At 72.1% G+C, this 25,753-nt stretch carries 22 protein-coding genes; 9 read left to right on the top strand and 13 right to left on the bottom strand.

Going from position 1 to position 25,753, the window contains the following annotated elements; all coding sequences use genetic code 11:
• The first annotated feature begins 14 nt into the window (after positions 1–14).
• Positions 15–407 (top strand): hypothetical protein, encoded by a 393-nt coding sequence (locus tag ACZ7DL_RS18100; protein WP_470775144.1) that lies wholly within the window; start codon positions 15–17, stop codon positions 405–407.
• Between the two features lie 110 nt (positions 408–517).
• Positions 518–1,933 carry a S28 family serine protease gene (locus tag ACZ7DL_RS18105; RefSeq protein ID WP_470775145.1) on the top strand — a complete coding sequence of 472 codons (1,416 nt, stop codon included), beginning with the start codon at positions 518–520 and terminating at the stop codon, positions 1,931–1,933.
• A gap of 55 nt (positions 1,934–1,988) precedes the next feature.
• On the opposite strand, the gene ACZ7DL_RS18110 is transcribed toward ACZ7DL_RS18105, so the two are convergent.
• The 3 genes from ACZ7DL_RS18110 to ACZ7DL_RS18120 form a co-directional block, all read right to left on the bottom strand.
• Positions 1,989–6,134, bottom strand: a complete 4,146-nt coding sequence (locus tag ACZ7DL_RS18110; protein ID WP_470775146.1) for an nSTAND1 domain-containing NTPase — start codon at positions 6,132–6,134, stop codon at positions 1,989–1,991.
• Positions 6,127–6,444 carry a CU044_2847 family protein gene (locus tag ACZ7DL_RS18115; protein WP_470775147.1) on the bottom strand — a complete coding sequence of 106 codons (318 nt, stop codon included), beginning with the start codon at positions 6,442–6,444 and terminating at the stop codon, positions 6,127–6,129. Before ACZ7DL_RS18115 ends, ACZ7DL_RS18110 begins: the two co-directional genes overlap by 8 nt.
• Before the next feature lie 114 nt (positions 6,445–6,558).
• Entirely contained in the window at positions 6,559–8,400 is a 1,842-nt protein-coding gene (locus ACZ7DL_RS18120) for a glycoside hydrolase family 3 protein (protein ID WP_470775148.1), read from the bottom strand.
• A gap of 186 nt (positions 8,401–8,586) precedes the next feature.
• Here ACZ7DL_RS18120 and aroA point away from each other — a divergent pair, with 186 nt between their 5' ends.
• On the top strand, positions 8,587–9,822 hold the full coding sequence (gene aroA / locus ACZ7DL_RS18125) for a 3-phosphoshikimate 1-carboxyvinyltransferase (protein ID WP_470775149.1): 1,236 nt from the start codon (positions 8,587–8,589) through the stop codon (positions 9,820–9,822).
• A 59-nt stretch (positions 9,823–9,881) separates the two neighbouring features.
• A complete protein-coding gene (locus tag ACZ7DL_RS18130) occupies positions 9,882–10,475 on the top strand; it encodes an RBBP9/YdeN family alpha/beta hydrolase (RefSeq protein ID WP_470775150.1) in 594 nt (197 codons plus the stop codon).
• On the opposite strand, the gene ACZ7DL_RS18135 is transcribed toward ACZ7DL_RS18130, so the two are convergent.
• The 4 genes from ACZ7DL_RS18135 to ACZ7DL_RS18150 form a co-directional block, all read right to left on the bottom strand.
• Complete coding sequence (locus tag ACZ7DL_RS18135; RefSeq protein ID WP_470775151.1) at positions 10,450–11,691, bottom strand: MFS transporter; 1,242 nt, start codon at positions 11,689–11,691, stop codon at positions 10,450–10,452. The genes ACZ7DL_RS18130 and ACZ7DL_RS18135 overlap by 26 nt on opposite strands.
• A gap of 102 nt (positions 11,692–11,793) precedes the next feature.
• Positions 11,794–12,594, bottom strand: a complete 801-nt coding sequence (locus ACZ7DL_RS18140) for a sugar phosphate isomerase/epimerase family protein (protein ID WP_470775152.1) — start codon at positions 12,592–12,594, stop codon at positions 11,794–11,796.
• A complete protein-coding gene (locus ACZ7DL_RS18145) occupies positions 12,591–12,767 on the bottom strand; it encodes a hypothetical protein (protein WP_470775153.1) in 177 nt (58 codons plus the stop codon). Before ACZ7DL_RS18145 ends, ACZ7DL_RS18140 begins: the two co-directional genes overlap by 4 nt.
• Before the next feature lie 66 nt (positions 12,768–12,833).
• The gene (locus tag ACZ7DL_RS18150; protein ID WP_470775154.1) at positions 12,834–13,880 is read right to left on the bottom strand and encodes a LacI family DNA-binding transcriptional regulator; all 1,047 of its coding nucleotides are present in this window, start codon (positions 13,878–13,880) and stop codon (positions 12,834–12,836) included.
• A 256-nt stretch (positions 13,881–14,136) separates the two neighbouring features.
• Here ACZ7DL_RS18150 and ACZ7DL_RS18155 point away from each other — a divergent pair, with 256 nt between their 5' ends.
• The 3 genes from ACZ7DL_RS18155 to ACZ7DL_RS18165 are packed head-to-tail and all read left to right on the top strand — an operon-like array spanning position 14,137 to position 17,269.
• Entirely contained in the window at positions 14,137–15,288 is a 1,152-nt protein-coding gene (locus ACZ7DL_RS18155) for a Gfo/Idh/MocA family protein (RefSeq protein ID WP_470775155.1), read from the top strand.
• Positions 15,285–16,436 (top strand): dihydrodipicolinate synthase family protein, encoded by a 1,152-nt coding sequence (locus tag ACZ7DL_RS18160; protein ID WP_470775156.1) that lies wholly within the window; start codon positions 15,285–15,287, stop codon positions 16,434–16,436. The genes ACZ7DL_RS18155 and ACZ7DL_RS18160 overlap by 4 nt, the downstream gene beginning before the upstream one ends.
• Positions 16,437–16,468: 32 nt before the next feature.
• Positions 16,469–17,269 (top strand): sugar phosphate isomerase/epimerase family protein, encoded by an 801-nt coding sequence (locus tag ACZ7DL_RS18165; RefSeq protein ID WP_470775170.1) that lies wholly within the window; start codon positions 16,469–16,471, stop codon positions 17,267–17,269.
• Positions 17,270–17,460: 191 nt separating this feature from the next.
• Here the strand turns inward: ACZ7DL_RS18165 and rbsD are convergent, their stop codons facing one another.
• From rbsD to ACZ7DL_RS18195, 6 genes are all read right to left on the bottom strand, one after another.
• Positions 17,461–17,850, bottom strand: coding sequence for a D-ribose pyranase (rbsD, locus tag ACZ7DL_RS18170; RefSeq protein ID WP_470775157.1), 390 nt, complete (start codon positions 17,848–17,850; stop codon positions 17,461–17,463).
• Positions 17,847–18,749, bottom strand: coding sequence for a ribokinase (locus tag ACZ7DL_RS18175; RefSeq protein ID WP_470775158.1), 903 nt, complete (start codon positions 18,747–18,749; stop codon positions 17,847–17,849). The genes rbsD and ACZ7DL_RS18175 overlap by 4 nt, the downstream gene beginning before the upstream one ends.
• Before the next feature lie 80 nt (positions 18,750–18,829).
• Complete coding sequence (locus ACZ7DL_RS18180) at positions 18,830–20,779, bottom strand: ABC transporter permease/substrate-binding protein (protein ID WP_470775159.1); 1,950 nt, start codon at positions 20,777–20,779, stop codon at positions 18,830–18,832.
• Positions 20,769–22,289: a sugar ABC transporter ATP-binding protein gene (locus tag ACZ7DL_RS18185; RefSeq protein WP_470775160.1), complete on the bottom strand. Its 1,521-nt coding sequence runs from the start codon at positions 22,287–22,289 to the stop codon at positions 20,769–20,771. Before ACZ7DL_RS18185 ends, ACZ7DL_RS18180 begins: the two co-directional genes overlap by 11 nt.
• Positions 22,286–23,335: a LacI family DNA-binding transcriptional regulator gene (locus tag ACZ7DL_RS18190; protein WP_470775161.1), complete on the bottom strand. Its 1,050-nt coding sequence runs from the start codon at positions 23,333–23,335 to the stop codon at positions 22,286–22,288. Before ACZ7DL_RS18190 ends, ACZ7DL_RS18185 begins: the two co-directional genes overlap by 4 nt.
• Positions 23,336–23,494: 159 nt before the next feature.
• Positions 23,495–24,229 (bottom strand): helix-turn-helix domain-containing protein, encoded by a 735-nt coding sequence (locus ACZ7DL_RS18195; RefSeq protein ID WP_470775162.1) that lies wholly within the window; start codon positions 24,227–24,229, stop codon positions 23,495–23,497.
• A 232-nt stretch (positions 24,230–24,461) separates the two neighbouring features.
• On the opposite strand from ACZ7DL_RS18195, the gene ACZ7DL_RS18200 reads away from it, so the two are divergent.
• Both ACZ7DL_RS18200 and ACZ7DL_RS18205 read left to right on the top strand, forming a co-directional pair.
• On the top strand, positions 24,462–25,127 hold the full coding sequence (locus ACZ7DL_RS18200) for a DUF4097 family beta strand repeat-containing protein (RefSeq protein WP_470775163.1): 666 nt from the start codon (positions 24,462–24,464) through the stop codon (positions 25,125–25,127).
• Between the two features lie 30 nt (positions 25,128–25,157).
• On the top strand, positions 25,158–25,753 hold a 596-nt coding region (locus ACZ7DL_RS18205; RefSeq protein ID WP_470775164.1), incomplete at its 3' end, for an ABC transporter ATP-binding protein.

Here is a 25,753-nt window from a genome sequence, read left to right on the forward strand (position 1 = left end):
CGGGGAGGACGACAGTGGACAGAGGTGCGATACGCCGGCGGCTGGCGCTCGGGGCGGCCGTGCTGGCCGCGTCCGGGGCGCTCGCGTTCACGGCGGCGGGTACCGCCGCCGCCGGCCAGGCCGGTGGCTGCGCCGGGCGCGAGGTGCGGACTCTGCCGTTCAGAACCGGCGTCACCCACGTCTACAAGCACAACGGCTACGTCTGTGCCGTCACCGTCGCCAGACACCCCGGCTCCGTCCAGACCATGTCGGTCAGCGTGCAGGCTCGCGGCAACCGGCCGGTCGTCGACAAGGGCCGCTACCGGCACCACGCCGGCCCGGTGACCGTGCACGCCGGCCACCGCTGTGTGTGGATCAAGGGCGCGGTGGGCCGTTATTCGGTCAGCTCCGGCTGGATCCTGTGCTGAGCGCGGCCCGAGAATCGGGTTTGTGACTCGGAGTACTCAATTCCCTCTGGTGGGACAGCAGTTGCTGGGATAGCTTCCGGCGCACATCTGTCTCACAGGGGAGAGTGCGCATGCGCAAGGCGCTCAGATGGCTGCTGGCGCTCACGGTGCTCATAGGCACGCTGAGCACGGCGGCCGGCGCGGCCACCGCCGCCGAGTCCGAGCCCACCGACATCAAGGACCGGCTCCTGTCGATACCCGGCATGAGCCTGATCCAGGAGAAGCCGTACCCCGGCTACCGCTACTTCGTCCTGAACTACACCCAGCCGATCGACCACCGCCACCCGGACCGGGGCACCTTCCAGCAGCGCATCACCGTGCTGCACAAGGACACCACCCGCCCGACGGTCTTCTACACCAGCGGCTACAACGTCTCCACGACCCCCTCGCGCCGCGAGCCCACCCAGATCGTGGACGGCAACCAGGTCTCCCTGGAGTACCGCTTCTTCACCCCGTCCCGCCCCGCCCCGGCCGACTGGACCAAGCTCGACATCTGGCAGGCGGCCAGCGACCAGCACCGCGTGTACCAGGCGCTGAAGAAGGTCTACTCCGCCAACTGGCTGGCCACCGGCGGCTCCAAGGGCGGCATGACGGCCACCTACTACGAGCGCTTCTACCCGCGCGACATGGACGGCGTGGTGGCGTACGTCGCCCCCAACGACGTGGTGAACAACGAGGACTCGGCGTACGACCGCTTCTTCGCGCAGGTCGGCACCAAGGAGTGCCGGGACCGGCTGAACGCCGTACAGCGCGAGGCGCTGGTGCGCCGTGAGCCGCTGGAGAAGAAGTACGAGGCGTACGCGGCCGACAAGGGCTACACCTTCACCACCATCGGCAGCCTGGACAAGGCGTACGAGGCGGTCGTCCTGGACTACGTCTGGGGCTTCTGGCAGTACAGCCTGCTGAAGGACTGCGATGCGATCCCGGCGAACGCGACAACCGCGACCGACGACGAGATCTGGAACTCGGTCGACACCATCTCCGGCTTCTCCGCCTACACCGACCAGGGCCTGGAGACGTACACGCCGTACTACTACCAGGCGGCCACCCAACTGGGAGCCCCGACGATCCACTTCCCCCACATCGAGGGCAAGCTGATCCGCTACGGCTACCAGCCGCCGCGCAACTTCGTGCCCCGCTCCATCCCGATGCTCTTCCAGCCGCAGGCGATGCGAGACGTGGACACCTGGGTCCGCCACCACGCCACGCACATGCTCTTCGTCTACGGCCAGAACGACCCCTGGGGCTCGGAACGCTTCCGCCTGGGCAAGGACGCCCATGACTCCTACGTCTTCACGGCACCGGGGGCGAACCACGGGGCGAACGTTGCGGGCCTGGTCCCGGACCAGAAGACCCAGGCCACGGCCCGCATCCTGAAGTGGGCGGGCGCTTCCCCGTCCGCCGTCTCCCAGGGCAAGCCGCTGGCGAAGTACGACGCGAAGCTGGATGTACGGGACGTGGAGAGGGAGCCGGCGTTGCGGCCGTAGCGGCGGTTCGACAGTTGTCGACGGCGGGGCGGTGTCGCCGGCCCCGCCGTCGTGGCTAACGGTGGGTCGGACACACGTGGCCTACTGACTGGCCCGGCAGGTACGCGGCCCGTTCCTCCCGGCTGAGGTCGCGGTTGACGGCGCCACAGATCTTCTGGACGGCTGTGGCGGGTTCGAGGAGGACGGCAGCCCACAGCCGCGCGATTCTGTCGCCGTTTCCGGTGGCGAGGGTACGGCCGTCGGGGCTGAACGCCACTGCGTTCACGACGTCGTTCACGTCGGTGGCCAAAGTGGCGCGGGTCCTGCCGGTGGCCAGATCCCACAGCCGCGCGGTGCCGTCGTAGCTGCCGGTGGCGAGAGTGCGGCCGTCGGGGCTGAACGCCACCGCATACACCGTGTCCGTGTGTCCGGTCAGGGTGGTGCGGGTCTTGCCGGTGGCCGCATTCCACAAGCGAACGGTGCGGTCGATGCTGCCGGTGGCGACGGTGTGTCCGTCGGGGCTGAACGCCACCGACCATACCCCGTCGTTGTGCCCGGTGAGGGTGGCGCGGGACTTGCCGGTGCTGACATTCCACAGCCGCGCGGTGCCGTCGATGCTGCCGGTGGCGAGGGTGCGGCCGTCGGGGCTGAACGCCGCCGAGCTCACCGCGTCGGTGTAGGTCAGAGTGGTGCGGGTCCTGCCGGTGGCCAGATCCCACAGCCGCGCGGTGCCGTCGCTGCTGCCGGTGGCGAGGGTGCGGCCGTCGGGGCTGAACGCCACCGAGAAGACCACGTTGGTGTGTCCGGTGAGGGTGGTGCGGCTCTTGCCGGTGCTGACATTCCACAGCCGCGCGGTGCCGTCGTCGCTGCCGGTGGCGAGGGTGCGGCCGTCGGGGCTGAACGCCACCGAGCTCACCGCGTCGGTGTGTCCGGTGAGGGTGGTGCGGGTCTTGCCGGTGGCCAGGTCCCACAGACGTGCTGTCTTGTCCTTGCTGCCGGTGGCGAGGGTATGACCGTCGGGGCTGAACGCCACCGAAGTCACGATGCCGCTGTGTCCCGTCAAGGTGGTACGGGTCCCGCCGACCACGTCCCACAGGCGTGTTGTCTTGTCGCGGCTGCCGGTGGCGAGGGTGTGTCCGTCGGGGCTGAAGGCCACCGAGAAGACCACGTTGGTGTGTCCGGTGAGGGTGGTGCGGGGCGTCCCGGTGGACACGTCCCACAGGCGTGCTGTCTTGTCGCTGCTGCCGGTGGCGAGGGTGTGTCCGTCGGGGCTGAACGCCACCGAGAGCACCGCGTTGCTGTGGCCGATCAGGGTGGTGCGGGTCTTGCCCGTGGCCATGTTCCACAACTTCACGACGTTGTCGGTGCTGCCGGTGGCGAGGGTGCGTCCGTCGGGGCTGAACGCCACCGCGTTCACGGCGTCGGTGTGTCCGGTGAGGGTGGTGCGGGTCTTGCCGGTGGCCGCATCCCACAGCCGTGCGGTGCGGTCGTCGCTGCCGGTGGCAAGGGTGTGGCCGTCGGGGCTGAACGCCACCGACCACACCGCGCCGGTGTGGCCGCCCAGAGTGGTGCGCGCCTTGCCCGTGGCCACATCCCACAGCCGCGCGGTGCCATCTTCGCTGCTGGTGGCGAGGGCGTGTCCGTCGGGGCTGAACGCCAGCGAGAAGACGAAGCTCTTGTGCCCGGTCAGGGTGGCGCGGGTCTTGCCGGTGGCCAGATTCCACAGCCGTGCGGTGCCGTCGGCGCTGCTGGTGGCGAGGGCGTGTCCGTCGGGGCTGAACGCCACCGCATACACCGTGTCCGTGTGTCCGGTGAGGGTGGTGCGGGTCTTGCCGGTGGCGAGGTCCCACAGGCGAACGGTGTGGTTGTCGTTGGCCGTGGCCAGGGTGTGTCCGTCGGGGCTGAACGCTGCCGCCCACACCGCTCCGGTGCGGCCGACCAGGTGCCGATGCAGCGGGAGTGCTGCGGCGGTTCGCAGGCTGGCAACGGACTCGGCGGTGTGACTGGTGCGGTATGCCTGGACGGCCAGCAATGAGGCGAGCTCGGGGTTCGTGCCGATGAGCGTGTCGGACTGGGTGGCAAGCTGCCGGGAAAGGGCGGCCTGCCGTTCATCGACCGCCGTCCGCCACTGCCAGACCGCCCCCGCACCGGCAAGCAGCGCGAGTACCAGCAACGTCGCCAGCACGGTGATGAGGCGCCTGCGCCGCTGGGCGATGGCCTCCTGACGTTGCCGGCTTGCGGAGAGAAAGGCAGCGATGTCGTCGGGCAGGCCCCGGCGGCGGGACCACTCCACGCCCTCCGCCAGTGCCGTCCCCGCGAGCAGGTCGCCAGGGTCACGGTTCTCCGCCCACCTCTGCTGCCGTTCGCGCGTGCGGTCGAGCCACTCGTGGAAGCGGCGGTCCTGGCTGACCCACTCCCGGAGGGCGGCCCAGTCACGGATCAGCGCGTCATGGATGAGTTCGGCCACCGGTTCGCCCGGAGGGGCGTCGCGGCGCTCCGGGCCCCGGGTCTGCGTGGTGATGATGCGGTGGCGGGTCAGGGCGGAGATGACCGCGTCCACGTCGCCGTCCGATGCGTCGTCCGGCCCGGTCGCCAGGTCGCGCAACTCGTCGAGCGGGGCCTGCTTGCGGACGGGCGGGATACGGCGGCTCGGGTCCGCGGGGCGCACCAGGGCGGTGAGGACGCGCCTCGCGATCTGCTGACGGCCGGGAGACAGCTCGTCCAGCGCCCGGTCGCACCACGTCGTCAGGCTGCCGCTGACCGCCCCGATGCGCCGGTAGGCGTCGTGGGTGAGGAAGCCGTCCGTCCGCCGGTCCCACAGCTGGCTCAGCGTCAGCTCCAGCAGAGGCAGTACGGTGACCGGCGCCTGCCGCGCCGTGGCCGGCTCGGGGCTCGTGGCGAGGACGTCGGCGATGAGCTGTTCCGGCAGCCCTGGCTGGAAACGCAGCCCCACGTCCTCGGCGGGCCGCGTGATGATGGCGTGCAGGTTGTCCTGGCTCAGAGCGCCCGGAACATTGAGCAGTCCCGGCATCGCCGCGTCCAGCACCCTCGGCGCCTGCGCGGCCAGCTGGGGATAGAAGTCGTCCCGCATGACCAGGAGGACGCTGAGGGGGATATGGGAGCCGGCCAGCGCGGTGAGCTCGTCGGCGGCGGCTGTGCGCTGCCGTAGCCGACCTCCCGCGGTCTCGGTGAAGAACTCCTCGAACTGGTCGATGACCAGCAGCACACGCTCACCGCCGGGCTCGTTCCCCAGCCTGCGCCTGACCGCCGCCGCGATCCCGTCCCGCGCCGCCCCGGGCAGCCCCGCCCGCTCGATCTCGGCCGCCAGATCCTGCCTCGGCCGGACCAGCACCGGTACCCACCGGTCGCTTCCCGGCACCGCTCCCTCCGCCAGCGCCCGCAGCACACCCGCCTGGATGAGCGACGACTTGCCCGAGCCGGACGGACCGAGCAGCAGGGTCAGGCGTCGCCCGCCGGACAGGTTCGCCAGGACCTGGCGTACGGCCTCGCCCCGCCCCTCGAACCAGCGCGCGTGCTCCGCCGTGAACGGCTCCAGGCCCCGGTAAGGGCACACCTCCTGCGCCGTCAGCTCGGGGCGGATCTCCCGCAGGGCCTCTGTCGGGGTGACGTACGCGATGCCCTGGCCCCGCGCGAACGCGTCGGGTGCCGTGATCTCGGTGAGCATGCCGATGACAAGGCCGGTCTCCAGGTCGAGGACGGGCGCGCCGCTGAAGCCGGTGGTGAGGTCGTTGGCGTCGGTCAGCTGGAGGAGCAAGCCACGGTCCGCCGAGGCCGGCAGCAGGTCACCCGCCCGGCCGTAGCCGGAGTGCCCGGCCGGCGGTGCCTGAGCCGGGAACCCGAACGACCGGACCCGATGGCCTTCGCACCCCTCCGCGGAGCCCAGCGGCAGGACTGTCGCGCCCATCGGCGAACCGCTCAGCCGGACGAAGGCGGCATCCTCGTCCTCGGGCGCGCGCCATGGATCGGAGAGGACCTCTCCCTCCAGCTCCTGTGCCCCCGTCACCCGGGGGAAGGCCACCCGCACCCGCTCCCCGGGCCCGGCTCCGGCCGCCCGGACCACATGCGCGCACGTGACCAGAAGGTCCTCGGCGACGAGGAAACCCGCCCCGGCCACGCTCCCGTCCGGCGCGAGGAGCTGTGCCGCCGCCGTCGGGAGATCCGACGGCAGGCCTTCCTCCGTCCTCCTCCCGGTGCTAGCCATGCTCGCTCTGCCAGGACATGGTCACCTGGAGATGGCAGGCGGCCCGGCCCTTGGTGATCACCGCCCCGGCCTCGACCGCGAGGTCCACCCCGAACTCGACGGTGATCTCGTCGGGCCGGGCCTTGCGCAGCTGGTCGAGGGCGCTCTGTGCCGCCTGGGTGACCGGCTCCAGGGCCTCGTGCAGAGTCCGCGGTGCCTCGTGCAGGAGGCCCCCGGCGCGCCCGGCCTTCACCGGTCCCTCGATGCCGGCCGGTGCCTCCACCAGGACGAAGCCCCCGCCCTCCAGCGGGATCCGGGTCAGGAGTGTCACGGCGCCTCCTCCGTCGCGCGTGGGCGTCGACCACACGTCACGGTCAGGATCGGCCGGCCCTGGCATCCGCCGCAGCCGGGAGTGGGCCGTACGGAGGAGAGGCGCTCGCGGCAGCTAGTACGTCAGCCCGTGTCCGATCGGGTACAGCACCTTCGCCGGGTCGTCCGCCCGTTGTACCGGCACGGGCAGCGTGCCGCGTGGTGCGACCCGGCCGGCGATCACCCGTGCGGCGGCGCGCAGTTCGACGTCCGTCCAGCAGTACGTGGCCAGGCAGGCCCGGACGGAGGGGAACTGTGCGACGTCGTACGGGTTGCGGATCGCCACCACGACCACGGGCCTGCCCGTCGTCAGCAGGCGGTCGACCAGGGTTCGTTGGGCGTTGCCCGCCGTCACGTTGTAGGTGCCGACGATCACCGCGTCCGCGTCCCGCGCGGCGGTGACCGCCTTGTCGATGGTCGCGGCCGAGGGCGCGGTGCCGGTGGACAGGGCCGTGGCCGTGAAGCCCAGTTCGGTGAGGGCGGCGGCCAGGACGCCGGTGGGCGGGCCGGTGGTGCCGGAGGGGGAGGCGGGGTCGGCGCCGACGACCAGGAGCCTGCGTTCCCTGCCGCGGTCGAGAGGGAGGGTGTCGTCCTCGTTGACCAGCAGGGTGGTGGTGCTTTCGGCGATGCGGTCGGCGGTGGCCAGGTGAGCCTTGGTGCCGACCGTGCGGTCGACGCCCGCACGGCTCGCCCAGGGGTGGTCGAAGAGGCCGCGCCGGGCCTTCAGGCGCAGGATGCGAAGGATCGATTCGTCCAGCCGGTCCTCGGTCAGCTCGCCCTCCTGGACGGCCTTGAGCACCGCGTGCCAGGCCACGTCCAGCGACGGCGGGTTGAGCAGCTGGTCCACACCGGCCCTGAGCGCGAGCACCGGCACCCGGTCGTCGCCGTACTTCGTGCGCACGCCCTGCATGCCGAGGGAGTCGGTGATCACCACCCCGTCGTAGCCGAGTTCCTCGCGCAGGATGCCGGTGAGGATCGGCCGGGAGAGGGTGGCCGGGTCGCCGGAGTCGTCCAGGGCCGGGAACTGGATGTGCGCGGTCATGACCGAGTCGATCCCGGCGTCGATCGCGGCCCGGAAGGGTACGGCATCCAGCCGCTCCCACAGCTCCCGGCTGTGCGTGATGACCGGGAAGCCGTAGTGGCTGTCGACGGCGGTGTCGCCGTGGCCCGGGAAGTGCTTGGCGGTCGCGGCGACCTGGGCCGCCTGATAGCCCTTCACCTCGGCGGCGACCAGCCGCGCGACCGCGTCGGGGTCGGCGCCGAAGGAGCGGACGCCGATGACCGGGTTGGCCGGGTTGACGTTCACGTCGGCGTCGGGGGAGTAGTCCTGGTTGATGCCCATCGCGCGCAGTTCGGCACCGGAGATCCGGCCGAGGGTCCGGGCGTCGGCGCGCGAGCCGCCCGCGCCGATCGCCATGGCGCCGGGGAAGAGGGTGGCGGGCTTGCCGACCCGGCAGACCGCACCGTGCTCCTGGTCGGTGGCGATGAGCACCGGCAGGCCGCGCGGCTGGTCGAGCGAGGCCCGCTGGATGCCGTTGGACAGGTCGGCGATCTGGTGCGGGTCGCGGGTGTTGTGCGCCCAGGCGAAGTAGATGATCCCGCCGACCCGGTACTTCGCGATCAGCTCGGCGGCGGTGCGGACCCCGATCTCCTTGAGGTTGGCGTCGATGTCCGCCTGGTCGGGGGCGGTGGCGGAGTGGCCGTAGACCCGCATCACGAAGAGCTGGCCGACCTTCTCCTCCAGTGTCATCCCGGAGATCAGGGCGCGCAGGCGGTGTTCGCCGGGGGTGCCGCGGGTGGCGGCGCGGGCGGTCGCCGGTACGGTCAGCGCGGCGGTGAGGCCCGCGGTCGCGGCGAGGACGGCGCGTCTGGACGGCCGTGCGGTGTTTCCCGTGCTTCCCGTGCTGGTGTCGTGCACGTGCGCTCCTTCCAGAGGAGAACCGCTGAAGGAAACTTCCGAGGAGTCACCAATATCCAGGAAGTTTCTTTCCGTCAAGGGAATGCACAGTAACCAGGAAGGGGCCGCGGGCCGCGCATTCGCGGGGGCGCGTCCAGCTCCTGGACAGCCGGGACCGCAGTGCGGACGAGCCGTCATCATGCGGCCATGCCCGCAGTCGCCATCCCCGGTTCCAAGTCCATCACCGCCCGCGCGCTCTTCCTCGCCGCCGCGGCCGACGGGGTCAGCACCCTCGTACGGCCGCTGCGCTCCGACGACACCGAGGGCTTCGCCGAGGGCCTGACCCGGCTCGGCTACCGGGTCGGCCGCACCCCGGACAGCTGGCAGGTGGACGGCCGCCCGCAGGGGCCGGCCCGCACCGAGGCCGACGTCTTCTGCCGCGACGGCGCCACCACCGCCCGCTTCCTGCCCACCCTGGCCGCCGCCGGGCACGGAACCTACCGTTTCGACGCCTCCCCGCAGATGCGCCGCCGCCCCCTCGGCCCGCTCGCCCGCGCCCTGCGCGACCTCGGTGTCGACCTGCGGCACGAGGAGCGCGAGGGGCACCATCCGCTCACCGTCCATGCGGCCGGTGTCGAGGGCGGCGAGGTGGTGCTGGACGCCGGCGAGTCCTCCCAGTACCTGACCGCGCTGCTGCTGCTCGGCCCGCTCACCCGCACCGGACTGCGGATCCGGGTGACCGACCTGGTGTCGGCGCCGTACGTGGAGATCACCCTCGCGATGATGCGGGCGTTCGGCGTGGCCGTGGTCCAAGGCGGCACGGTGTACGACGTCCCGCCCGGCGGCTACCGGGCCACCACCTACGTCATCGAGCCGGACGCCTCCACCGCGAGCTACTTCTTCGCGGCGGCGGCCGTCACCCCGGGCCGCGAGATCACCGTGCCCGGCCTCGGCACGGGCGCGCTCCAGGGCGATCTGCGCTTCGTCGAGGTGCTGCGCCGGATGGGTGCGGAGGTGGAGATCGCCGAAGACCGCACGACCGTACGCGGCACGGGCGAACTGCGCGGGCTCACGGTGAACATGCGGGACATATCCGACACCATGCCGACGCTGGCCGCGATCGCGCCGTTCGCCTCCGGGCCGGTCCGCATCGAGGACGTCGGCAACACCCGGGTGAAGGAGTGCGACCGCCTGGAGGCGTGCGCGGACAACCTGCGGCGGCTCGGCGTGGCCGTGGCGACCGGCCCCGACTGGATCGAGATCCGGCCCGGAACGCCCGCGCCAGGAGTCGAGATCAAATCCTTCGGTGACCACCGCGTCGTGATGTCCTTCGCCGTGACCGCCCTGCGCACGCCCGGCCTGACGTACGACGACCCCGGCTGCGTCCGCAAGACGTTCCCCGGTTTCCACGAGGCGTTCGCGGCGCTGCCCGCCCCCCGCTGACGGCGGCCATGCCGCCGGCGCGCTGGACCGCGGGACACGGGCCGGAGAAGATCACCGGCATGACGACGCACGCGTATCTGATTCTGCACGGCTGGCAGAACCACCGTCCGAAGCCGCACTGGCAGCACTGGCTCGCCGGCCGGCTCACCGCCGCCGGCCACCGGGTCGACTACCCGCAGCTGCCCGACGCCGACGACCCCGACCTGGACGTGTGGCTCGGCGAACTCGCCCGGCACCTGGAGGAGTTGGACGCCTCGGGGGAGCGGGTCGTGGTGGCGCACAGCCTGTCCGCCGTGCTGTGGCTGCACGCCGCCGCCCGGGGCATGAAGCAGCAGCGGTACGCCGACCGGGTGCTGCTGGTCGCACCGCCGTCCGGGTCCGTCCTCGCCCGCTACCCGGAGGTGGCCGCCTTCGTCCCGCCCGCGCCGGACTTCGCCCTGCCCGGGCCGGCCCGGCTGGTCGCCGGCGATGACGACCCGTACTGCCCCGAGGGCGCCGGCCCGCTCTTCGCCGAGCCGCTCGGCATCCCCGCCGACATCCTGCCCGGCGCCGCCCACCTCGACCTGGACGCCGGGTACGGCTCCTGGCCCGCGGTCCTGGACTGGTGCCTGACCGGCACCGCCCCGCTCACGGCGCGTCCGGCACCCCGCTGACCGGGTCGCGCAGCTCGGGTGTCGTCGTGGCGACCGCCGCCACCGCCAGGACGCACAGCAGGCCGCCGCTGATCAGGGCGGTCGTGCCCGAGGTCCAGCCGGCGACCAGACCACCGCGCGCATTGCCGAGGCTGGGGCCCGCCTGACCGACGATCTGCTCGGCCGCCGTGACCCGGCCGAGCAGCGCGTCCGGGGTGCGGGTCTGCACGATCGTGGAGCGGGAGAACACCGCCGTGGCGTCCGCCGCGCCGGCCAGCGCGAGCAGCGCCAGGCCCAGCCAGGGGCTGCCGGCCATGCCGAACAGGACCAGCGCCGCGCCCCAGGTCGCGGACGCGCACAGCATCACCGGGCCCGGCCGGGCGAGCCTGGTCAGCGGGCCGGACAGCGCGGTCGCGGTGACGCCGCCCACCGCCACCGCCGACAGGAACAGGCCGAGGGTGCGCGGATCGCCACCGAACCGCTCGGCGTTCACCAGCGGGAACAGGCTCACCGGGAACGAGAGCACGGTGGCGGCGAGGTCGGTGAGAAGCGCACCCCGCACCACCCGGTGCCCGGCCAGGAACCGCAGCCCGTCCAGCACCCCGTGCACCCCGGCCCGTGACGGCTCGCCCTGCGGCGGCAGTGCGGGCAGCCCGCGGGCGCCGTAGAAGGCGAGGCCGAAGCTGAGGGCGTCCAGCAGATAGCAGACGCCGATGCCGAACCAGCCCAGCAGCACCCCGGCCAGGGCCGGGCCGAGCAGCATCATCGACTGACCGGTGACCTGCTGGAGCGCCAGCCCGGCGGCCACCTGCTCCTTGGGCAGCAGCCGCGGTACGAAGACCCCGGCGGCCGGGGCACCGAGCGCGCCGAAGGCCGACTGCACGGCGACGAGCAGCAGAACGGCCACGACCGGCACATGCCCGGTGAAGCCCTGCACGGCGAGCAGCAGCGAGCAGACCGCCTGGCCGACGGTCGCCGCGAGGAACACCCGGCGCCGGTCGGCACGGTCCACCCAGGCCCCGGCGAACAGCCCGAACGCCACCAGCGGCAGCGCCTGCGCGAGCCCGACGGCACCGGTCCAGGCCGTGCTGCGGGTCATGTCCCAGACCTGGTACATGACCGTCACCATGGTCATGAACCCGCCGAGGACGGACACGGTCCGGCCGATCAGCAGCCGCCGGAAGACAGGGGAGGTGTGCAGGGGGCGTACGTCTATGAGCGAGCGGGCGAGGCTCATGAGCGGAAGCGGGCGCACGGCCCCGGTGGCTGGATCACCGGGGGAGGCTAACCGCGGGTCCGGACACCCGCCAGCGAATTTCCCCGGCCGTCCGGGCTTCGGCTACGCCGCTTCGCCCAGCAGCCGCACCAGGTGCTCGCGGCCCGCGCCCAGCAGCCCGGGCAGCGGGGCGGCGCCCTCGTACCAGCGCTTCTCGTACTCCCAGCACAGCCAGCCGTCCCAGCCGTGCCGGGACAGCACGTCCACGCACTCGGTGAGCGGCAGCACACCCGTGCCGAGCGGCAGCGGGGTGGTGTCCTCGGCGGAGAAGATGTCCTTGACCTGGACGTAGCCCAGGTGCGGGGCGAGGGCCGCGTAGCTGTCCGACGGCTGCTCGCCGCCCAGCCAGGTGTGCATCACGTCCCACAGCGCGCCCACGTGCCGGTGCCCGACCGGGCCGAGGACCCGGATCACGTCGGCCCCGGTGCGGTGCGAGTCGTGGGTCTCCAGCAGGATCCGGACGCCGAGCGCGGCGGCCTCCTCGGCGGCGGTGCCGAGCCGCCGGGCGGCGATCGCGTCGGACTCCTCGCGGGGCAGGTCCGGGTCGGCGCCGGGGAAGACCCGGACGAAGGGCGCGCCCAGGTCGTGGGCCAGCCGCAGGAGGTCCCGGATCTCCGCCAGCACGGGCGCGTCCTCGCCCGGGGCGGCGACGCGCGCGTACCCGGCGAGGCCGAGCACCGCGATCCCGGCCGCCTTGAACTGGGCCGCGGTCTCGGCGCGTTCGGCGGCGGAGAGGCCGGGGTGAACCGGTTCCTCCGGGTGGGCGCGCAGTTCGACGCCGTGGTAACCATGCGCGGTCGCGAGTGCGAGGACCTCCGGGACGGGCAGGCCAGGGACACCGAGGGTGGAGAACGCCAGCTTCATGGGCACCGAACGTACCCCTCAGCCGCCGGGTCCATGCCCAACCGCCGCCCGTCCTGGCCGAAGAGTCCCCTGCCGAAGGAGTGGTGCCGCTCCTCGGCGACGAGGACGAAGCCGTGCCGCCGGCGGAGACGGCGGGCACCGCCGAGCACGTCGCCGCTCCTGCCCCGGTACACGAACGCACCTTCGACCCCGAACCCGGCGCCGCTCCCGCCCCGGCACACCACCGGCTGCCCGGCTCGTCACCCCCGCGGTACCCCCGTGGATCCGCGCACCATCAACTCCCCCCGCACGGAGGCGATCCCCCCGGGCGGCGGTTCCTCGCGGCCCATCGCGATGCGGCCCGCCCGGGCGCCCGCCTCGGCCAGGGGCAGCCGGACCGTGGTCAAGGACGGCACCGCGTCGACACTGAAGGGCAGGTCGTCGAAGCCCGCCACCGAGACGTCGTCGGGGATGCGCAGCCCGGACTCGCGCAGGGCGGCGCAGGCGCCGAGGGCGACGGAGTCGTTCGCGGCCACGATCGCCGTCAGGGAGGGGTCACGGCGCAGCAGCTCCAGCGTGGCCTCGTAGCCGGACTGGCGGTCGTACCGGCCGTACACCGTCCAGCGCGGGTCCTCCTCGATGCCGGCCGCCGCCAGGGCCGCGCGGTGGCCCTCCAGACGGTGCCGGGTGGTCGTGCGTTCCTCGGGGCCCGCGATGTACCCGAGGCGGCGGTGGCCGAGGCCGACGAGATGGTCCGTCAGCGCGCGGGCGCCGCCGCGGTTGTCGAAGGTGAGCGCGATGGCCTGGGTGTCCGGCGCCGGCGGGCGCCCGCACAGCACCACCCGGGTCCCGGCGTCCGCCAGCTTCCGCAGCTTCGCCGCGACCGCCGCCGCGTGCGGCTCGTCCTCCACGGCCCCGCCGGTCAGCACCACGGCCGCCGCCCGCTGCCGCTGCAGCAGGGTGAGGTAGGTCAGTTCGCGCTCCGGCGAGCCGCCCGTGTTGCACACGACCGCCAGGCGTTCCCCGCCGGCCCGCCCGCCCGGCCCGCCGATCTCGCCCTGGATCGCGCTCGCCATGATCCCGAAGAACGGGTCGGCGATGTCGTTCACGAGGATGCCGACCAGGTCGGAGGTGGCTGCGGCGAGCGCACTGGCGGGGCCGTTGAGGACGTAGTCCAACTCGTCCACCGCCCGCAGCACCCGCTCGCGCGTGGACGCGGCGACCGGGTAGTTGCCGTTCAGCACGCGCGACACCGTCGCGGGGGAGACCTGGGCGCGGGCCGCCACGTCCGCCAGGGTCACCGTCATCTCGTCGTCCTCCGGTCGCGCATTTCTCGTCGTACGCCCTCGTAGACAGCCAGGTCGCGCTCGTGGTTCCGGGGCGGACCTTCGAGCAGACCTTAAGGCCACAGGCCCCGGTTGTTCGCCCCCTCGAACAACTCGACTGGGACACGGTCTTGTACGGAATACCGTCCACAGGCTAGCTTCCCTGTGTAGAAAGCGCTTGCTGTACTACCGGTGCTGTTGCTGAACGGGGCGCGCGGCGCCCACGAAGGGGACTGACGTGACACGCAAGACGGTGCGTATCGCCATGAACGGCGTGACCGGGCGCATGGGCTACCGCCAGCACCTCGTCCGGTCGATCCTGGCCCTGCGTGACCAGGGCGGCCTCGACCTCGGCGACGGCACCGTGCTCTGGCCCGAGCCGATCCTGCTCGGCCGCCGCGAGCACGCCCTGCGGGAGATCGCCGAGCGGCACGGCCTCGAGCACGTCTCCACCGACGTGGACGCCGTCCTCGCCGACCCCACCGTCGACATCTACTTCGACTCCCAGGTCACCTCCGCCCGCGAGGAGGCGATCAGGAAGGCGATCGCGGCCGGCAAGCACATCTACACCGAGAAGCCCACCGCCACCGGCCTCGACGGCGCCCTCGAACTCGCCCGGCTCGCCCGCGCGAAGGGCGTCAAGCACGGCGTCGTCCAGGACAAGATCTTCCTGCCGGGCCTGCTGAAGCTGAAGCGGCTCATCGACGGCGGCTTCTTCGGCCGGATCCTCTCCGTCCGCGGCGAATTCGGCTACTGGGTCTTCGAGGGCGACTGGCAGCCCGCCCAGCGCCCCTCCTGGAACTACCGGGCCGAGGACGGCGGTGGCATCGTCGTCGACATGTTCCCGCACTGGGAATACGTGCTCCACGAGCTGTTCGGCCGCGTCAAGTCCGTCCAGGCGCTCGCCACCACCCACATCCCGCAGCGCTGGGACGAGAACGGCAAGCCCTACGACGCCACCGCCGACGACGCCGCCTACGGCATCTTCGAGCTGGAGGGTGGCGCGATCGCCCAGATCAACTCCTCCTGGGCCGTGCGCGTCAACCGTGACGAGCTGGTCGAGTTCCAGGTGGACGGCACCGAGGGGTCCGCCGTGGCCGGCCTGCGCAACTGCCGTGCACAGCACCGCAGCGCCACCCCCAAGCCGGTCTGGAACCCGGACATTCCGGCCACCGAGGTCTTCCGCGACCAGTGGCAGGAGGTCCCCGACAACGCCGAGTTCGACAACGGTTTCAAGGCCCAGTGGGAGCTGTTCCTCAAGCACGTCCACGCCGACGCCCCCTACCACTGGGACCTGCTCGCCGGCGCCCGCGGCGTGCAGCTCGCCGAACTGGGCCTGAGATCCTCCGCCGAGGGCCGCCGCATCGACGTACCGGAGGTCTCCCTGTGACCATCCAGCTCCCCGCGGCGGACGGCACGCTGCGCACGTACGAGCCGCGCACCGAACCGCTCTCCCCGGCCCCCGGCGCCCCCTTCGTCTCCCGTACGGTCTTCTCGGCGGCGCACGTGGTCGCCGACCCGTACGCGGACGCGTCCCCCGACTCGCCCGCCGCCGTCGACTGGGACGCCACCCTCGCCTTCCGCCGCCACCTGTGGTCCCACGGCCTCGGCGTCGCCGAAGCCATGGACACCGCCCAGCGCGGCATGGGCTTGGACTGGGCGGGCGCCGCCGAGCTGATCCGGCGCAGCGCGGCGGAGGCGAAGGCCGTCGGCGGCCGCATCGCCTGCGGAGTCGGCACCGACCAGATCGCCGGCGGCACACTCGCCTCCGTCCGCGCCGCCTACGAGGAACAGCTCGCGGTCGTGGAGGAGTCGGGCGCGCAGGCGATCCTCATGGCCTCCCGCGCCCTGGCCGCCACCGCCACCGGCCCCGAGGACTACCTGGAGCTCTACGGCCATCTCCTGCGCCAGGCCGCCGAACCGGTGATCCTGCACTGGCTGGGCCCCATGTTCGACCCGGCCCTGGAGGGCTACTGGGGCTCGTCCGGCCTGGACGCGGCCACCGACACCTTCCTGGAGGTCGTCGCGGCGCACCCCGACAAGGTCGACGGCGTCAAGATCTCCCTGCTGGACGCCCGGCGCGAGATCGACCTGAGGCGACGGCTGCCGCGGGGCGTGCGCTGCTACACCGGCGACGACTTCCACTACCCCGAGCTGATCGCGGGTGACGAGACGGGCTTCAGCCACGCCCTGCTCGGCATCTTCGACCCGCTGGGGCCGCTGGCGGCCGAGGCGGTACGGGTGCTCGACACCGGAAACGTCGCCGGCTTCCGGGAACTCCTCGACCCGACCGTCGCGTTGTCCCGCCACCTCTTCCAGGCGCCGACCCGCTTCTACAAGACGGGTGTGGTGTTCCTGGCCTGGCTGGCCGGACACCAGTCGCACTTCACGATGGTCGGCGGCCTCCAGTCGGCCCGTTCCCTGCCGCACTTCGCCCGCGCCTACGAACTCGCCGACACACTGGGCCTGTTCCCGGACCCGAAGCTGGCGGAGGAGCGGATGAAGACCCTGCTCGCCCTGTACGGAGCGGCCCAGTGAGCACCGGACTCGAACGCTTCTCCATCAACCAGATGACGGTGAAGCAGCTGTCGATGCCGGAACTGGTCGACGCGTGCGGCCGGTCGGGCGTCACGAACGTCGGCCTGTGGCGGGAGCCCGTCCAGGCGTACGGCGTGGAGACGACCGCGAAGCTGGTCCGGGAGGCGGGCCTGACGGTGACGACCCTGTGCCGCGGCGGCTTCCTCACCGCGCTCGACCCGGAGGAACGCGCGGCGGCTCTCGCCGACAACCGGCGCGCGATCGACGAGGCGGCCACGCTCGGCACCGACACCCTGGTCCTGGTCTCGGGCGGCCTCCCGCCCGGCAGCAGGGACCTGGGGGCGGCCCGGGAACGCATCGCCGACGCCCTGACCGAACTGGCCCCCTACGCCGAGGACCACGGCGTACGCCTCGCCATCGAGCCCCTGCACCCCATGTACGCGTCCGACCGCTGCGTGGTCTCCACCCTCGCCCAGGCCCTGGACCTCGCCGAACGCTTCCCCGCGCACCAGGTCGGGGTGGCCGTGGACACGTACCACGTCTGGTGGGACGACCGGGCCCCCGCCCAGATCGCCCGCGCGGGCGCGGCCGGCCGTATCCACACCTTCCAGCTCGCCGACTGGACCACCCCTCTCCCCGAGGGCGTCCTCAACGGCCGCGGCCAGATCGGCGACGGCTCGGTCGACATGCGGGAGTGGAAGGGCCACGTGGAGGCGGCCGGCTACCGGGGCCCGATCGAGGTCGAACTCTTCAACGAGGCCCTGTGGGCCCGCGACGGCCGGGAGGTGCTCGCGGAGACGGCGGAGCGGTTCGTGGCACACGTGATCCGCTAGCAAAAAAATCCCGGACGCCGGTGCAACCCTTTCCGCGCCTGCTGTGTCGTATCTGTCGTCGGAACCACGGGGGACCCGGGGGGGAAATCGGGGTTCCGACGGGAGGGGAAAGCCGAGGGGGCGTGTCCGGGCCGATGGGCCGGAGGCGCCCCCTCGAACATGCCGGCGGGGGTGTGCGCGCGTCCGGGCGGCTAGAAGAACACCCCGCAGCGCAGCAGCACGTTCGCGTACGGGCGGGCCTCGCCGGTGCGGACGATCAGCCGGGCCTCTGCCGACAGTTCCTTGAGCCGCTCGTGCGGGACGAGGGCCAGCTCCGGGAAGCGGCCCTCCAGCAGCGCCGTCGCCGCCGGATTGGCCCCCCGCACCTCCTCGGCCGCCGTGGCCCCCTCCACCACCAGCTCGGCCAGCAGCCCGTCCAGCACCTCCGCGAAGGACGGGACGCCGGCACGGAACGCCAGGTCCACCACGTGCAGCCCGGCCGGGACCGGCAGACCCGCGTCGCAGACCAGCACCCCGTCCCCGTGCCCCAGCTCGGCCAGGGCACCGGACAGCCGGCGGTTCAGGATCCCCGCCTTCTTCACAGGGCGTCGACCTCCCCGGCCGTCGGATACGACTCCTGCGCACCCCGCTTCGTCACGGCCGCCGCGCCCACCCGGGCCGCGTAGGCCGCCGCCTCGGCGAGCGTGGCGCCCGCCCCCAGCTTCCAGGCGAGCGCGGCGGTGAACGCGTCACCCGCGCCCGTGGTGTCCACCGCGCCCACCTTCACCGACGGCACCCGGGTCACTCCCGAGCCGTCGCACACCAGCGCCCCCTCGGCGCCCAGCGTCACCACCACCGAGCGCGGGCCCTTCGCCAGCAGCAGCCGGACCCAGTCCGCGGGCTCCTCGCTCACACAGGCGTCACCGAGGATCACCCGCGCCTCGTGCTCGTTCACGATCAGCGGATCACAGGCCGCCAGCACCTCGGCGGGCAGCTCGCGCGGCGGGGACGGGTTCAGCACGAAGCGGCTGTCCGGCGCCAGGTTCCGTACCACCTCCACGACCGTCTCCAGCGGGATCTCCAGCTGCGCCGACACCACCCGGGAGGCGTGGAAGAGGCTCGCGGCCGCCCGGACGTCCGCGGGCAGCAGCCGGGAGTTGGCGCCCGGCGACACCACGATGCTGTTGTCGCCCTCGGGGTCGACGGTGATGAGCGCGACGCCCGTCGGGGCACCGCCCACCAGCACGCCCACCGTGTCGACCCCGGCCGCGCGCAGGGAGTCGAGCAGCAGCCGCCCGTGGCCGTCGTCGCCGACCCGCGCCAGCAGGGCCGTACGCGCGCCCAGCCGGGCGGCCGCGACCGCCTGGTTGGCGCCCTTGCCGCCCGGGTGCACGGCCAGGTCGCCGCCGAGCACCGTCTCGCCGGCGGCCGGCCGCCGCTCGACGTCGATCACCAGGTCGGCGTTGGCCGATCCCACGACCAACAGGTCGTAGTCGTACATCAGTTGACTCCCCTGAGAGAGGACGCCGGGCGGGCCGGCCCCGGAAGCCTTCCGGAAGGCCGCCCGCCCGTCCGTCCGGGTCAGCCGCTGAAGCCGGCCACGTTGTCCTGCGTGACCACCTTCACCGGCACCTTCACCGTCGGCTCCACCTTCTCGCCCTTGACCGCCTTCAGGGCGTTGTCCACGGCGATCCTCCCCAACTGGGTGGGCTGTTGGGCGACCGACGCGTACAGCGTGCCGTCCTTCACCGCCGTCAGTCCGTCCGGGGTGCCGTCGAAGCCGACGACCTGCACGGACTTGCCGGCCTTGGAGCCGAGCGCCTTGATCGCGCCGAGGGCCATCTCGTCGTTGGCGGCGATGACGCCCTGCACGTCGGGGTGGGCCTGGAGCAGGTTCGACATCACGTCGAGGCCCTTGGTGCGGTCGAAGTCGGCGGGCTGCTGGGCCACCACCTGGATGCCGGGGTAGGCCCTGAGGCCCCGGGTGAAACCGGCCGCCCGCTCCCGGGCCGCCGAGGTGCCCGCCTGCCCCTGAAGGATGACGATCTTTCCCTTGCCGCCCAGCTTCTCGGCGACGGTCTTCGCGGCCAGCTCACCGCCGGCGACGTTGTCCGAGGCCACCAGGGTGTCCACGGACGCCTTGTTGACGCCCCGGTCGACGGCGACGACCGGGATCCGCGCCTTGTCCGCGGCCTTGACGGAGTTGCTCGCCGCGTCCGAGTCCACCGGGTTGACGATGATCGCCCCGAGCCCGGAACTGGTGAAGTTCTGGAGCTGGTTGGCCTGCTGGGAGGCGTCGTTCTGGGCGTCGGTGACGGTCAGGTCCACGCCCAGCCGCTTCGCCTCGGCCTGGGCGCCCGCCCGGATCTGCACGAAGAAGGGGTTGTTGAGAGTGGACAGGGACAGGCCCAGCTTCGGGTTCGCGCCCGACGAGGAGCCGCCGTGCAGGAACGAGGTCGCGCCGACGACGGCCACGGTGACCACGGCCGCGAGCGCGTACGTCGCCGCCTGCCTGCCCTTCGGCCCGCCCGCGCCGGCGGCCACCGGAGTCGCCCCCGCCTTGCGGCGCACGGTGTCCAGCAGCACCGCCAGCGCGATCACCACACCGATCACGACCTGCTGCCAGAACGCGGACACGTTCAGCAGGTTGAGGCCGTTGCGCAGCACCGCCAGGATCAGCGCGCCGATCAGCGTGCCGGACGCCTTGCCGGTGCCGCCCGCCAGCGAGGCACCGCCGATCACGACGGCGGCGATCGCGTCCAGCTCGTAGCCGTCGGCGGCCTGCGGCTGTGCCGAGGAGAGCCGGGCGGCCAGCACGACACCCGCGACGGCGGCGAACACACCGGACAGGGCGTAGATGGCGAGCTTCTGCTGGCGCACGCGCAGCCCGGACAGCCGCGCGGCCTCCTCGTTGCCGCCGATCGCGTACATGGACCGGCCGATGTACGTCCGTCCGAGCACGACTGCGGCGATCAGCCCCATCACCACCATGACCAGAACCGGCACCGGCAGCCATCCGCCGAGGGTGTCGCCGAGGTGGGAGACCGAGTCGGGGAAGGCGATGGGGGAGCCCTGCGAGATCACCAGGGCGAGACCGCGGCCCACCGACAGCATGGCCAGCGTCGCGATGAACGGCGGCAGCTTGCCGTAGGCGATGAGGAAACCGTTCACCAGGCCGGCGACGACGCCGGTGGCGACGGCCAGCAGGACCGCGAGCGCGACCGGCACCCCGTGCGAGGTCGCGGTCCAGGCCAGCACGGTCGCCGACAGCGCGGCCACCGAGCCGACGGACAGATCGATGCCCGCGGAGACGATCACGAACGTCACACCGAAGGCGAGGATCGCCGTCACGGCCGCCTGGACGCCGATGTTGAGCAGGTTGTCCGTCGTCAGGAAGTCGCCGGACAGCGCCGACAGGGCGATGACCAGGACGATCAGCGCGGTGAGCGCGCCGTTGTCGAGGAGCAGCCGGCGAAAGGCCCCCGGGGCGCCACTCGCGCCCGCCCGGCTCTTGAGCGTGTCAGTGGCCACGGGTGGCCTCCTTCTCGGTGGTGGGAGTGGAGACGGCGAGGGACATCACCGCGTCCTGTGTGGCTTCGTCGGCGGAGAGTTCACCCGCGATCCGGCCCTGGGCCATCACCAGCACCCGGTCGCTCATCCCGAGCACCTCGGGCAGATCGCTGGAGATCATCAGGACGGCGGCTCCGGCAGCCGTCAGTTCATTGATCAGCTGGTAGATCTCGACCTTGGCGCCCACGTCGATCCCGCGTGTCGGCTCGTCGAGGATCAGCACCTTGGTGTCGGCCAGCAGCCACTTGCCGATGACGACCTTCTGCTGGTTGCCGCCGGACAGGGTCCGCACCCGCTGCCCGAGGCCCGCCATGCGCACCCCCAGCTGCCCGGCCATCCGCTCTGCGGCCGCGTGCTGCGCCCTGCGGTCGACCAGCCCGGCCCGGGTCGCCGACCGCAGGGTCACCAGGCCCAGGTTCTCCTCCACGGAGGCGTCCAGGACCAGCCCCTGCCCCTTGCGGTCCTCCGGTACGAGCCCGATCCCGGCCGCCATCGCCGCGGTCACGTCGTGCCGCCTGAGGTGCTCCCCGGAGACCTTCACGACCCCGTGGTCGTACGGATCGGCGCCGAACACCGCCCGCACGAGCTCCGTCCGGCCGGCCCCGACGAGCCCCGCGATGCCGACGACCTCGCCGGCGTGCACCTGGAAGTCGACGTCGTGGAAGACCCCGTCCCGGGTGAGCCCTTCGACGCTGAGCAACGCGGCACCCTGCTCGGGGCGCTCCCGCGGATACTGCTGCTCGATGGACCGTCCCACCATCAGCCGTACGAGTTCGTCCTCGGGCGTGGCGGCGGGCACCTGCCCGACGCTGCGGCCGTCCCGGATGACGGTGACCCGGTCCCCCAGGGCGGCGATCTCCTCCAGGTGGTGCGTGATGAACACGACCCCCACGCCGTCCGCGCGCAGCGACCGCACGATGGCGAAGAGCTTCTCGACCTCCTCCGAGGTGAGCACGGCGGTCGGCTCGTCCATGATGAGCACGCGCGCGTCCAGGCTCAGCGCCTTGGCGATCTCCACCATCTGAAGGCGCGCGATGCCGAGGTCGCGCACACGCGCGCGTGGCGAGACGTCGACCCCGACCCGCTTCAGCAGCGTTTCGGCCTCGGCCTCCATCCGCCTCCGGTCGATCATCCCGAAGCGGCGCGGCTGCCGCCCGAGGAAGATGTTCTCGGCGACGGTCAGGTCGGGCACCAGGTTGAACTCCTGGTAGATGGTGGCGATCCCGAGGCGCTCGGAGTCCTGCGCACCCTGGATGCGCACCTCCTGACCGCCGACCCGGATCCGCCCGGAGTCGGGGGTATAGGCCCCGGAGAGCATCTTGATGAGCGTGCTCTTGCCGGCGCCGTTCTCACCGAGCAGCACATGCACCTCGCCCCGGCGCAGATCGAAGTCGACACCGTCGAGTGCGACCACGCCGGGGAAGGTCTTGCGTATGCCCTCGATCCGCAGCAACTCGTCCGGGTCGCTCACGACGTGCTCCTTTGCACTGGGGAGGGGGACTGCGTAGGGGGTGCCGTCTGGGCTGTGGCTTCGCCGCACGAGCGGCGTACGACGAGCCGGGCGGGCAGCGTGACGGACCTCGGGGTACGTCCCTCGATCCGGTCGACCAGGGCCCGTACGGCGGCCCGTCCCAGCTCACCGGTCGGCTGGGCGATCGCGGTGACCGGCGGATCGGTGTGCACGAACCAGGGGATGTCGTCGAACGCGGCCAGCGCGATGTCGTCCGGGACCCGCAGCCCACGCGCGCGTACGGCGTCCAGCGCGCCGAGCGCCATCAGGTTGTCGGCCGCGAAGACGACTTCGGGCGGCTCCGGCAGATCCAGGAGCCCGTCGGTGACCCGCCGTCCGCTCTCGACCTGGAAGTCGCCCTGGCCGATGTAGGCGTCCGGGAGCGGAAGGCCGTATTCGGCCATGGCCTCCCGGAAGGCCTCGACGCGCTCGCTGCCGGTGGTGGTGGCCGCGGGCCCCGCGATGATGGCGAGCCGCCGATGCCCCAGCCCGTGCAGATGGGCGACGAGATCCCGTACGGCCGCCCGCCCGTCGGCCCGCACGACGGGCACGTCCACGCCCGGGATCCACCGGTCGACGAACACCATGGGGGTCCCCGCCCGAGCGGCATCGAGCATCAGCGGCGAACCGCCGTCCGTGGGCGAGACGAGCAGCCCGTCGATCCGCCGGTCGAGCAGATTCCGCACGTGGTGGTCCTGCAGCTCCGGCCGCTCGTCGGCGTTGCCGATGATCACGCTGTAGCCGAGCGCCCGGGCCTCCTCTTCGACCGACCGGGCCAGCTCGGTGAAGTAAGGATTCAGCACGTCGCTGATGACGAGCCCCAGGGTGTGGGTCTGATCGGTCCGCAACGACCGGGCGACGGCGTTCGGCCGGTAGCCGAGGGCGGCCACGGCGGCCAGCACACGCGCGCGTGCGTCGGCGCTCACGGACGGATGCTCGTTCAGCACCCGCGACACCGTGGCGACGGACACGCCCGCGGCGGCGGCGACGTCCTTGATGCTGGCCATGCCGGCTCCACCTCCTCGTGGACCTCGTGGAATCGATTACACGACTGCTGTGCGTCGATTGGAATCGATTACACGGGGTCGAGGCAAGAGGCGGGCGGGTGGCCGAAACGCAATCGTGACCGGTGGGCGTTCGTCAGGCGCCATCCGGCCGACCACGGCTCAGCCGGCGCTGTCCGAGGTCGTCTCGGGTTTCGTGGAGAGGACCTCGCGGGCCTGTTCCGCGGCGCGGGCCATGCTCTCGCCGACGAAGTCGACGAAGCGGGCGATGTTTTCCAGGCGGACGGCGGCCGGGGTGCCGGGGCCGAGGATCCTGACGCCCTGCCGTGCGGTCTCGGCGAGTTGAGCGTGTGACCGGGCGCTGGCGATCATCCCCTGGTACCAGACGTCGTTGTCGGCGACATAGCGTTCGCGGCGGCGTTCGTCGCGTTCGCGGCGGATGAGGCTCATGTTCTCCAGGAGCCCGACCGTTTTGGAGATGGACGCCGGGCTGACCTGGAGGTGCTGGACGAGTTCGGACGCGGTGAGGCTGCCCGCGTCGCTCGTGTAGAGGCAGACCAGCACCCGGGACGCCATCTTGGGCAGGCCCTGCTGCATGAGGAGGGTGGTGAACGCCTCCTCGTACTCGCGTACGGCCTCGGTGCCGCGTCCGTCGGTCTGCAGGGGCGCCTTCGACCCCTGGCGTGCGGCCTGCCTGCGGCGGTGGGCGCGCTGTTCGGTGGCGCGGTGGGCGAGGTCGGCGCGGTAGGCGAGGGGGCCGCCGTTGCGCATGACCTCACGCGTGATGGTCGAGGTGGGGCGGTCGAGACGTCTGGCGATCTCCGCGTAGGCGAGGCCGTCGGCCAGACCCAGCGCGATCTGCTGACGTTCCTGCTGGGTGAGCCTGCCTCCCGGCATCGGGGTCTCCTCGGTGGTCTTTCGTGGCTCCGGATGTCGTGAGCATAGCGTTCACTCCCCCATCATTGCAACGAGCTGGATGAGGACTGTTGCATTAGATCTACAGCAGTTGCAACGATTTATCTGCGTTTACCTGCACTAATAGCGAATACGCGCAACGACTTCGTTGCCAGGACTGTGAATGCAACGTAGCGTTTCCGTCATCGGAAACAGCGAGCTCGAGGAGAGCGCAATGCAGAAGTTCGACACCCCCGCCCCGGTGACCACCGTCCTGGACATCCCCGCCGGGCGCATCCAGCTGATCGCCGCCGACCGCACCGACACCACCGTCGAGGTCCTGCCCGCCAACCCGTCCAAGAGCCGCGACGTCCAGACCGCCGAGAAGACCACGGTCGCCTACGCCGACGGTGTCCTGCGGATCCACACCCCCGAGCCCAAGAACCAGCTCTTCGGCCCTTCCGGGTCCCTGGAGGTCACCGTCCAGCTGCCCGCCGGCTCCCGCATCGAGGCCAAGACCGCCGGCTGCGAACTTCGCGGCGTCGGCCGGCTCGGCGACGTCGTCTTCGAAGGCGGGTATCGCCAGATCAAGATCGACGAGGTCGCGAGCGTCCGCCTCACCGCGGTCGACGGTGACGTCGAGGTCGGTCGGCTGGGTGGCCCCGCGGAGATCAGCACCGCAAGGGGTGACATCCGGATCGACGAGGCCGTACACGGCACGGTCGTGCTCAGCACCCAGTCCGGCGACATCTCGGTCACCGCCGCCGCAGGCGTCTCGGCCGCCCTGGACGCCGGCACCGGGTACGGCCGCATCAGCAACGCCCTCAAGAACGACGGCACCGCCGGACTCGACATCCGCGCCACCACCGCGCACGGCGACATCACCGCCCGAAGCCTGTGAATCCGCAGCCGTCAAGAAGGAGCAACCCGCATGAGCAACCTGGCCATCGCGGCGACCGGGCTGCGCAAGTCCTACGGCGACAAGACCGTCCTCGACGGCATCGACCTGGCAGTCCCGGAAGCAACGATCTTCTCCCTGCTCGGCCCGAACGGCGCCGGCAAGACGACCGCCGTCAAGATCCTCTCCACCCTCGTCCCTCCCGACGCGGCCTCCGGTGAGATCCGCGTCGGCGGCCACGACATCGCCGGCGATCCGCAGGCCGTGCGTGCCGCGATCGGTGTCACCGGGCAGTTCTCCGCCGTCGACGGGCTGATCACCGGTGAGGAGAACATGCTCCTCATGGCGGACCTGCACCACCTCTCCAAGCGGGAGGGGCGGCGGGTCTGCGCCGAGCTGCTGGAGCGCTTCGACCTCACCGAGGCCGCGAAGAAGCCCGCCTCCACCTACTCCGGCGGCATGAAGCGCCGCCTGGACATCGCGATGACCCTGGTCGGCAGCCCGCGGATCATCTTCCTCGACGAGCCGACCACCGGCCTCGACCCGCGCTCCCGGCACTCCATGTGGCAGATCGTCCGCGAGCTCGTCACGGGTGGTGTCACCGTCTTCCTCACCACCCAGTACCTGGA

The organism is Streptomyces sp. NPDC036984 (assembly GCF_055607665.1).